At 39.5% G+C, this 9,440-nt stretch carries 11 protein-coding genes; 3 read left to right on the top strand and 8 right to left on the bottom strand.

The window, feature by feature from the left end:
* Positions 1–211 precede the first annotated feature (211 nt).
* A complete protein-coding gene (gene ychF / locus AC2JBO_RS18580; RefSeq protein WP_496955133.1) occupies positions 212–1,303 on the bottom strand; it encodes a redox-regulated ATPase YchF in 1,092 nt (363 codons plus the stop codon).
* A 261-nt stretch (positions 1,304–1,564) separates the two neighbouring features.
* Here ychF and AC2JBO_RS18575 point away from each other — a divergent pair, with 261 nt between their 5' ends.
* Positions 1,565–1,930: a hypothetical protein gene (locus AC2JBO_RS18575; RefSeq protein WP_496955132.1), complete on the top strand. Its 366-nt coding sequence runs from the start codon at positions 1,565–1,567 to the stop codon at positions 1,928–1,930.
* Between the two features lie 82 nt (positions 1,931–2,012).
* On the opposite strand, the gene AC2JBO_RS18570 is transcribed toward AC2JBO_RS18575, so the two are convergent.
* Positions 2,013–2,219, bottom strand: a complete 207-nt coding sequence (locus tag AC2JBO_RS18570; RefSeq protein WP_496955131.1) for a hypothetical protein — start codon at positions 2,217–2,219, stop codon at positions 2,013–2,015.
* A gap of 118 nt (positions 2,220–2,337) precedes the next feature.
* Between AC2JBO_RS18570 and AC2JBO_RS18565 the strand changes: the two genes are divergently transcribed.
* Positions 2,338–3,813 carry an aminotransferase class I/II-fold pyridoxal phosphate-dependent enzyme gene (locus AC2JBO_RS18565; protein ID WP_496955130.1) on the top strand — a complete coding sequence of 492 codons (1,476 nt, stop codon included), beginning with the start codon at positions 2,338–2,340 and terminating at the stop codon, positions 3,811–3,813.
* Between the two features lie 131 nt (positions 3,814–3,944).
* On the opposite strand, the gene AC2JBO_RS18560 is transcribed toward AC2JBO_RS18565, so the two are convergent.
* The 6 genes from AC2JBO_RS18560 to AC2JBO_RS18535 form a co-directional block, all read right to left on the bottom strand.
* Complete coding sequence (locus AC2JBO_RS18560; RefSeq protein ID WP_496955129.1) at positions 3,945–4,685, bottom strand: carbonic anhydrase; 741 nt, start codon at positions 4,683–4,685, stop codon at positions 3,945–3,947.
* 406 nt (positions 4,686–5,091) lie between these two features.
* Positions 5,092–5,712, bottom strand: coding sequence for a TenA family protein (locus tag AC2JBO_RS18555; protein ID WP_496955128.1), 621 nt, complete (start codon positions 5,710–5,712; stop codon positions 5,092–5,094).
* A 70-nt stretch (positions 5,713–5,782) separates the two neighbouring features.
* A complete protein-coding gene (locus AC2JBO_RS18550) occupies positions 5,783–6,553 on the bottom strand; it encodes a pentapeptide repeat-containing protein (RefSeq protein ID WP_496955127.1) in 771 nt (256 codons plus the stop codon).
* Between the two features lie 77 nt (positions 6,554–6,630).
* The gene (locus AC2JBO_RS18545) at positions 6,631–6,789 is read right to left on the bottom strand and encodes a QAALIT motif small membrane protein (RefSeq protein WP_496955126.1); all 159 of its coding nucleotides are present in this window, start codon (positions 6,787–6,789) and stop codon (positions 6,631–6,633) included.
* A 176-nt stretch (positions 6,790–6,965) separates the two neighbouring features.
* Entirely contained in the window at positions 6,966–7,523 is a 558-nt protein-coding gene (locus tag AC2JBO_RS18540) for a pentapeptide repeat-containing protein (RefSeq protein ID WP_496955125.1), read from the bottom strand.
* Between the two features lie 67 nt (positions 7,524–7,590).
* Positions 7,591–8,043 carry a YidH family protein gene (locus AC2JBO_RS18535; RefSeq protein WP_496955124.1) on the bottom strand — a complete coding sequence of 151 codons (453 nt, stop codon included), beginning with the start codon at positions 8,041–8,043 and terminating at the stop codon, positions 7,591–7,593.
* 662 nt (positions 8,044–8,705) lie between these two features.
* On the opposite strand from AC2JBO_RS18535, the gene AC2JBO_RS18530 reads away from it, so the two are divergent.
* A complete protein-coding gene (locus AC2JBO_RS18530) occupies positions 8,706–9,200 on the top strand; it encodes a hypothetical protein (RefSeq protein ID WP_496955123.1) in 495 nt (164 codons plus the stop codon).
* The last annotated feature ends 240 nt before the right edge of the window (positions 9,201–9,440 follow it).

The following is a 9,440-nucleotide window of genomic DNA, read 5'->3' as shown; positions in this document are numbered from 1 at the left end:
CGCTCTTCAAGTTCATTTTTTGTTCCTTTCAAACGCAAATTTTAAGCATAAATCCTTATTGACGTAGTAGGTTTTAGCTTAACTTGACGCTAATGGCGTCCTCGCCCGTCCTAATATTTAAAGGTCATATTAGATGGGGGGCAAGGATGCCCACCCCACAAGATAAGCCCCCAAACCATATCCGTTACATCCGTTGCATCCGTTGCCAATATTACGCGCTGGTTAGAAATTCCATAACATCTCCTTCTTGAACGACATATTCCTTTCCTTCCTTACGTAATAAACCCTTCTCTCTGGCGCCACTAAAGGAACCAGTACTTACTAAATCATTGTAAGCAACCGTTTCCGCACGGATAAAACAGCGCTCAAAGTCAGAGTGTATTACACCTGCTGCTTGCGGCGCCTTCATTCCAGCTTTAATAGTCCAAGCGCGCGATTCTTTTTCGCCTGTGGTAAAATATGTTCGCAAACCTAACAGCGCGTAGGTAGCACGAATCAAAGATTTTAATCCACCTTCTTCAACACCTAGAGAAGCCAGAAAATCGGCTCTTTCTTCGGCTGGTAACTCAATTAACTCAGACTCTACTTGGGCAGAAACAACTACAACTTGCGCTTTTTCTTGTCCTGCTATCGCGCGCACTTGCTCTACATACTTGTTACCATTTGCCAAGTCATCTTCCGATACATTTGCAGCAAAAATAATCGGTTTGGCAGTCAGCAACCCTAAAAACTTGACTGTTTCTAGTTCTTCCTCGGTTAAATCAATTTGACGAACAGATTTACCTTCGTTTAACTGTGCTGCTACTTTCTCTAATACTACCAACTCAGCTTGCGCCTCTTTAGAAGCGCGCGCTTGCTTCTTTGTGCGTTCGATACGCTTGTCAACTTGCCCTAAGTCAGCTAAAGCAAGTTCCAAATTAATCGTTTCTATATCCCGTACTGGGTCAACCGAACCAGAAACGTGAATAATATCATCGTTCTCGAAGCAGCGCACCATGTGAACGATAGCGTCTACCTCGCGAATATTCGACAAGAAAGCATTACCCATTCCCTCACCTTTACTCGCACCCTTAATCAAACCAGCAATATCGACAAACTCAACCTGTGCTGGGACAATTTGTTTCGATGAGGAAAGTTTGGACAGAACGTTTAACCGTTCGTCAGGAACCGAAACAATACCGACGTTTGGGTCTTTGGTACAAAAAGGGAAGTTAGCAGCTTCGGCCTTGGCGTTTTCGACCAAAGCGTTGAATAAAGTTGATTTTCCTACGTTGGGCAGTCCAACAATCCCAGCTCTGAGCATATCAATGTTTTATAGCGTCTCTTACTGTTGCAAGGATATCAAATGTAACGCGCGGTTGGGTGGAGTGATGGCAACGGATTCTGTAAGGGATGTAACGGATGTATTATCCTAATTAATTTTATTTTTTGATATTTTCTGTATCTATTATATCAATAACTTCGTTAATTATTTTCATCAAAAATTAATTTCATATTTATACAAATTTTAGGTAAAGTAGATTTATCCCAAGACAATAACGTCTTAATAACACTTCGGGTAATTATGGGGAAACCAATCCTTTATAAATCTGTTCGCATTTTGTTCTCAATACTCACACTGCCAGTTATAGCACTCTCTTCACAAGCTGTACTAGCGGAAGTATGTAATATCCAGCTTCACAATAGTAGTAGCTTCAAAATCCGTGAAGTCAAGATGTCACATGTTGATAAAGATGATTGGGGAGAAAACCTAGTTGATAATCTTGAAGACAAAGTTGTCTGGCAAGGTCAATCAGTTAACATGCGCTTTGACCGCGATAGCGATAAGTGTTTATATGATATGAAAATTATCAATGAACATCACCAAGAAGAAGAACTTCATGGTGTCAACTTATGCGAAAACTCCGATTTTGAAATCTCTGATGAGTAATTAAAAACCTTTGTGGAACCTCTTGTGGAACCTCTTGTGGAACCTTTTGTGGAACGGGCATCCTGCCCGTCCCATCCTAACATTAAGGCACTGTTTGCGGAATAGGACCAGGTACAGGTTGAGGGATAGGCGCTGGAACTGGTTCAGGTACAGGTGCAGGAATTGGTTGTGGTGTAGGTTCAGGTATAATACCTGGTTCTGGGTTAGGTGATGGTGATGGACTTGGTAATGGGTTTGGGTTGGGTGTAGGAATTTTTGGTTCGGGTATAGATATTAAACTTGGAATCATATTAAATGGGTAAGGGTTAAAGGGTAAATGGTAAACGTGCTTAATATGCACAGTTTGTAACTTTAACGCCTCTTCTTACCACTTTCATCTTTTTAGTTATTTACTGCCATCTATCGAAATGACTAATCGTGTTTCGCAAGCTCAAACACCTTTACTGACAGCGCTTTATGAATGTGCCAAATCATCACACGCCTCTTTTTATACCCCTGGACATAAACGAGGTGTGGGAATTTCACCTTCTCTTATAGATACATTTGGTTCTGCGGTGTTTGCTGCGGACTTACCAGAATTAACAGAGTTGGATAATTTATTTGCAGCGCTTGGTGTAATTAGAGAAGCACAAGAGTTAGCAGCACAAGCATTCGGCGCCGCACGTACTTGGTTTTTAGTAAACGGTTCGACATGCGGTATCGAAGCGGCAATTATGGCAACTTGCAAAGCAGAAGATAAAATAATTTTGCCGCGCAATGTACATTCATCGGTAATCGCTGGGTTAATACTATCTGGCGCCATACCCATTTTTATCAATCCAGAATATGACCCAGTTTTAGATATTGCCCATACTATTACACCTGAAAGTGTTGCCTACGCACTTCATCAACACCCCGATGCCAAAGCAGTATTAATGGTATACCCAACTTACTACGGTGTTTGTGGTGATGTAATTTCTATCGCAAATATTGTACATCAATATAACATCCCATTAATATTAGACGAAGCACACGGCGCCCATTTTGCCTTTCATCCAGACTTACCCATATCAGGTTTAGCAGCAGGTGCGGATATTTGTGTTCAGTCTATACATAAAACATTAGGTGCCATGACACAAGCATCGATGCTGCATGTTCAAGGAAACATAGTAAACTACGACAAAATCAGTAAAGCATTACAACTAGTGCAATCAACAAGCCCAAGTTATATACTAATGGCTTCACTCGATGCAGCACGCGCGCAAATAGCATTACAAGGACACTCATTAATCACCCAAACCCTAAATCTAGCAAACACCGCGCGAGAAAACCTAAAAAAAATCCCAAGTATATCATTACTCCATCAAAGCCCCCCTTATCAAGGGGGGTTGGGGGGATTCAATATAGACCCCACCCGTCTAACAATAAATGTCTCCAACTTAGGAATCACAGGATTTGAAGCAGACGAAATTTTAGAAACTCAACTAGAAATTAGAAGCGAACTAGCATCACTACAAAATATCACATTTATAATTAGCATCGGTAACACCCAACAAGACATAGATAAACTAATATATGCTTTTAAAGAAATGGCGCCTGTCAACAATAAAAAACTCAGCTATACAAAATATCTATGGAATAATCTCACAGCACTAGATCAGATATTACATATCTCACCGCGCGAGGCATATTTTGCAGCAACCGAAACCTTACCACTTGAACAAACGAAAGCACGTATAAGTGCTGAAACAATATGTCCATATCCTCCTGGTATCCCCGTCCTAATGCCAGGGGAAATAATAACCCAAGAAGCATTAGAATACCTTATAGAAGTTAAAAAATTAGGAGGATTTTTAACAGGTTTTAGTGATATTAGCTTAAAAACTATAAAAGTTATTGCTTAGATACCTTGAAACTTGGAGTATAATTAATTTTGACGGGTTAATTTACAACGGATACAACAGATGTAACGGATAATTTATTTGTTACAAACAAAATCTAGTCTTTCAAAATCAACCATCCGTTACAAAATTTATCAGGTTACCAATGTAACTTTTCCGCTAGCTAGGTCATAGATACCACCAATAATTTTGAGTTTACCGTCATTGACTAACTTGCCTAATATTGTTGAGGTTTCTGGTAGTTTTCTGGCTTGGTATTGAATATTGGCAATAATTGAATTCTTTTCTAAATCACCTGTTTTTTGCCTCACAGATTCTACAGCAGGTTTTATTTCCTCGACAAATACACCTATTCTTCCAGGTAATGGGTCTCCTTTTACTGCTGCAACTACGGCGCCGCATTTAGCGTGTCCGAGTACTACAATCAATTGCGACCCTAACACCGCAGCCGAAAATTCTAAACTACCAATAGCTGTCTGACTGGCAACGTTACCTGCAACTCGAACTACAAATAAGTCTCCCAAACCTTGGTCAAAAACGATTTCTGCTGGAACGCGCGAATCAGCACATCCTAAAATCGATGCATATGGGTACTGTGCAACAGATGTTTCGAGTAAACGTAATTTTGACTGATTCGGATTATCGCGTTTACCTGCTATGAAGCGTTCATTTCCTCGTAGCAATTTTTTTAACGCTTCATCTGGAGATACTGGTCTTGGTCTTTTTTCAGTAGTTGTCGGAGTAGTCTGCGCTTCTGCTTCTTCACCATTCAATATAAATCCACCTGCAACCGCACTTGCTGCTATACTCGCTCCTCCAATACCTGCGAGTTTCAACAGGTTACGGCGCCCAACAAAACCATTAATTTGAGTCATGAAGTTATCCTAAAATATGATTGAACAGATTAAACATTCTTATCTACATATGTAGACAAAATCATATGCAAAAATCGCACTTTTAACCAATTAAAATGGCAAGCGCTAACGCTGTCGGAATGCAGAACACCCGATATCAAAACGTAACTAAAGATTGAAGAATTATCTTGCTGTATGTAGAAATATACCAGAATACTGTAACGCTGCGGACAGTGTATGTTAATTCTTTATATTTGTTAAAATACATTGCCCAGATTTTTTACTTCGATTCAAAACTCAGTATTCATAAGCTATATCAGCTTTTCTACTTTTAAATATGATAACCATTATCAAAAAAATAACTTATTATTAAAACTTTATTAGTATTATCAATTATTTATTATGGTATTCATAGATAAAAAATATTCTAATTTATCCAAGCTGCTTGAAAGAAGTCTAATTCGCATTGCATTGCATAGCGATAAGTTGAATAAACTACGTCATTTTCAGTAACGTAAGTATCAACTAAGTCATCTAATTCTTGAGCTATTTGATGAAAATCGGTGCCGCTATATACGCGAATCCATTCACTATATTCATGTTCCGGAATACCATCGCGCGCTAGTTCTTGACCTAAAAACTCGTATAAACGCATACATGGTGACATTGCTGTCGCGGTTAAGCCGACATTTTCACCCCAAGCGGTTGCAACTAAAAAATCAGTATAACGACGAGTGGCGGCGCCTGGGGAAACCGAGGGTAAATCAATTCCCCAAGTTTTGGCGTAACTTTGGTGTAGCTGTAATTCTTCTAACACACCACCAGCTAAAGCATGAAATGTTCTAAACCCATCAAAATCAGGCGCCTTTGCTGCTGCAATACTATAAGCGCGCGCGAAAGCTTCTAAAAAAAACGCATCTTGACCGACATAATAAGCAAACTTCTGTCGCGGTAAACTACCATCTCCAATACCACGAACAAAGGGATTATCCAAACAAGCTTGTGCTAAATCTTGATTGCGGCGCCAAAGGGTAGATGATATAGACATTAGAATTTTAGATTTTGGATTGGGCAAGAGAAGTACTATATATAATTTACTCCCGCTTGCACCTTCTCTTCTAAAACGGTAAAAACTGAAGTAACACAGATGCTACTCCGCTTACAAAGTCCATGAAGTTGGGTTTACCTGCACTAACTTCAGTGTCCTGGGGTGTTTTCAGCTGAGTGATAAAAGCTTGTGCAGTTTGAGTACCGTTGAGATTATTTTGATTTGTAAACATTTTCTCTGCAATTTGCGCGTCTTGGAAGGCGCCAGTACGATCAAATAGCTGGTAACGAGCAATACCGCGCGCTAAAAATGCTCCTGCATAATCTGGTTTAATCGCAATTGCTTGATTAAAATAATCAATAGCTTGCTGCTGGTTGCCTTTTTCGCCAGCTGCTACTCCTAAAGCATAAAACTCATCTGGTGTGGCTATTTGCGAAGGAATCCCTGCCGCGCCTTGTAAGTTGGCACTATTAAATGTTACGTTCGTTAATTCTACGTTGTACAGGTAGGCGTTTCTTAAATCTGTACCCGCAATTGTGGCGCCACCTAATTTTGCCCCGTTGAGATTGGCGCCGAATAAACTTGCACTAGTCAAATTCGCACCCCGCAAATCTGCTCCTGTCAAATTCGCACGACTTAGATTTGCAAGTGCAAGATTGGCGCCCGATAAATCAGCACCGGATAAATCCGCCATGACTAATCCGGCACCGCCAAGGTCGCAGTTTTGACATTGTTTGGTCGCTAGTAACTGTTTAAGATGTTCAGGGTTTGCAGCTTGAACTGCGGTTATAAAGCTAAGGGTAGTTAAAAATGTAACTGTTGCTATAATCTGGTTTTTCATAGAGCCAACGGCAATATGTCTTAGTTGATACCCAACCTTAACCTATGAAAATTGAGAATGGTAAGAACGTAACGCAATTAATCTAACAACCACCGTCCAACTTGCCGAGATAATATCAAATGAGTGTTCACCGATTCTAATTGCTGATTCGTATGCTTTTGAGACGGTATACTGATTTTTGTGAATACACTTAAGCTAAAGGTTAAACCGATAGCGAGCAGAAATTTCTCTAACATAGTTACACTCCACTATCACACAATGGTCAATCACACTTTTTTACTTAGATATTATTGTAAGTTTGTTTTCTTTTAACCTAAGTGATAGCTCTATGTCAATGAAGTGACTCACATCATTTTTACTTGTGATTTCAGTTACTAGTACCTTTTTATTGTGGAGCGGGCATCCTGCCCGCCTAACGCAAGGCACCGTTAAAAGACGCTCCATCTGTTTTGGCGCCGTTTAAGTTTGCTCCTTTGAGGTTTGCACCGCTAAGGTTAGCTCCTCTCAAGTCGGTATTACTCAAATTAGCGTTTGTTAAATTGGCTTGGGCAAGGTTTGCTCCACCCATATTGGCGCCACTTAAATCAACACCACTCAAGTTAGAATTTGCTAGATTTGCTCCACCCATCTGCGCTTGACGAAAACTTTTCCCCCGCAAATCTTCACCCTGGAAGTTTGCACCTCCATAATTTTTACGTGTATTGCTCGTTACTATAGTGATTTTTGGCTGTTCCGATTTTGTTGCTGTTACAGGTTTTTCTGGGATAGATGTATCTACAGGCGCCTCGGATGCATTACTGTCTGCAACAGATTCAGACGACACGCGCGTTTCTAAATTTGATGAGGTTGCTACAGGCTTTTCAACAGTTTTTAGTAGTAAATAGATACCTGCCCCTGCAACTAATACTGCTCCTGTTAGTACAGCAGTCAGGATAATAAGCAAACCTTGGCGCTGATTTTGCTTATGCATATTGATTTTATATAGGTAATAATGGGTAGTTCTAATTTAACTCTAATTTATTTATACATGGGTTATTTTATTCAGGCGGGATAATTTTTGAGCCATCTTCTTTACGTGGCGTTGGTTGTGTACGAACTGAGTTCCCAGCATCCCGTAGTATGAGCAGAGGAATAGTAAAGCTGCCAAGAACGCCAATAAATATAGCTAATATCCAAACCATAATACGGTTTGGCTTATAGTCTTCGCGCTGAATTTGCTGATATATCTGGTCATAACGCCATACGGCAAATATTATCGTCACAATACCAAGCACCACTAAACTAATACCCAAATTTTCAGAGTTGAAGACAGGATGCGGTATCGGGGGACGCTTAGTTGTCGCTGCATCTAGCTGACGCACGAATAATCCAAAGCGCGCGATTGCAAATCCAAACCCAATTAAAGCAATCGAAGTTCGCACCCAGGCTAAGAATGTACGTTCGTTTGCTTGATGTTCACGGATACGGTCAATTTTGCGTAATCTAGTCACACCTACTTCTTCGCCTAATAAAAGCTGACAAGAAGCATCATAAACGTTTATAGGATATTAGGACTTACGAAATTGGCACATATAAAGCGTAGGGTGTGTGACGCTACGAAAAAACTTCAACGGAGTTATAAGACTTGTAGCGTCACGCACCAAACAATAATTGTGACAGTAGCGTAAGTCCTAGATATTAAGCATATGAATCAAGTAATATTTTAGGGCGCCTTTAAAAGCAGCATAATTCCAAATAAGTGAAACTGTATTACCATACTTTCCAACTTCTCCGGAGCAATAAGGTTTATCAGAATATTTGAAAAACTTTATAATATTAAGTAATCGAAGTTCGCACCAAATGATTGTTACGCGCGCTAAATTTTCGCTTTCTAAGAATAAAATAAGACTTTGAGTTTCCGTAGGTGTCGTTTCACAACGGTAATATCAACACGGATGGCGAGAACCACAACAACGAAAATTTGAGCGGCAATTACATTCAAGGTAATTACTACGCTGGAGTCCAGAGCAACAACTATCCAGCAGCTAGTTTTGTAATAGGTGCGTCCTCCAGATAGCGCGCGTAAATCAGAATTTATCTAATGTTGTACGGAATTTGACTTCTTTGTCATGTATCAATAACTCGTGGTTTTAAATATCGTAGTGTTAATATCATGGAATCTAGATACGCAATACAACGTACAGCCTTTTTGAATGCCATATCTCAATTTGACTTATCTACGCTATCAGATAGTCTAAAACTAGAAATAAATAATCTATGCCAAGCTTTAAATTGCGAAGTCAGCGACAACACAATCAATTTGCTAGATAATGTGTTAGAAAAGTGCTTACCTCTCAAGGATTTGTACGAGAAAGAACAACAAACCCTAAAAATTACAACACAGGAAATAGAGCATAGCAAAGGCTTTTCACCTAGTAACGATAATTCCAAGTCAGAAAATTTATCAGCGGATAACTCAAATCCACCAATCGAAAAAAATATGCCCAATTCTAAAAAAAGGCGGCCAAAACCTCCTATTCCTGGTCGTCCTTTTAAAACTGAGAATGGTTTTGATTCTATCCCTCGTAAAGGTTTTCCTGTTCGTAATGATTCCCCAACCTCGCGAGATTTAGGACCGGGCAACTCAAATCCACCAACAAAAAAATAATCCGTTTACTCACCGGAATGCGCCAGTGTTAAAATCCGGCTCAAGAGCAAATACTTAAGTCTAAAATGTCTAATTTCTTGTTAATATACCGAGTTTTCGGTTTGTTGAGAATGGTGCATTCCGGTGAGTTTAAACATGAATCAAAACTTAACAAAATAAATTTATTAATATTTATGTTAATATTTAGTAGCAACAAACCAAGATGCTAATGTATGGAACTAAAAACTAATCAGAAATTAG

This window comes from Calothrix sp. CBUCES-K 9914, assembly GCF_059640475.1.
This window is presented reverse-complemented; position numbering and strand designations above follow the sequence as displayed.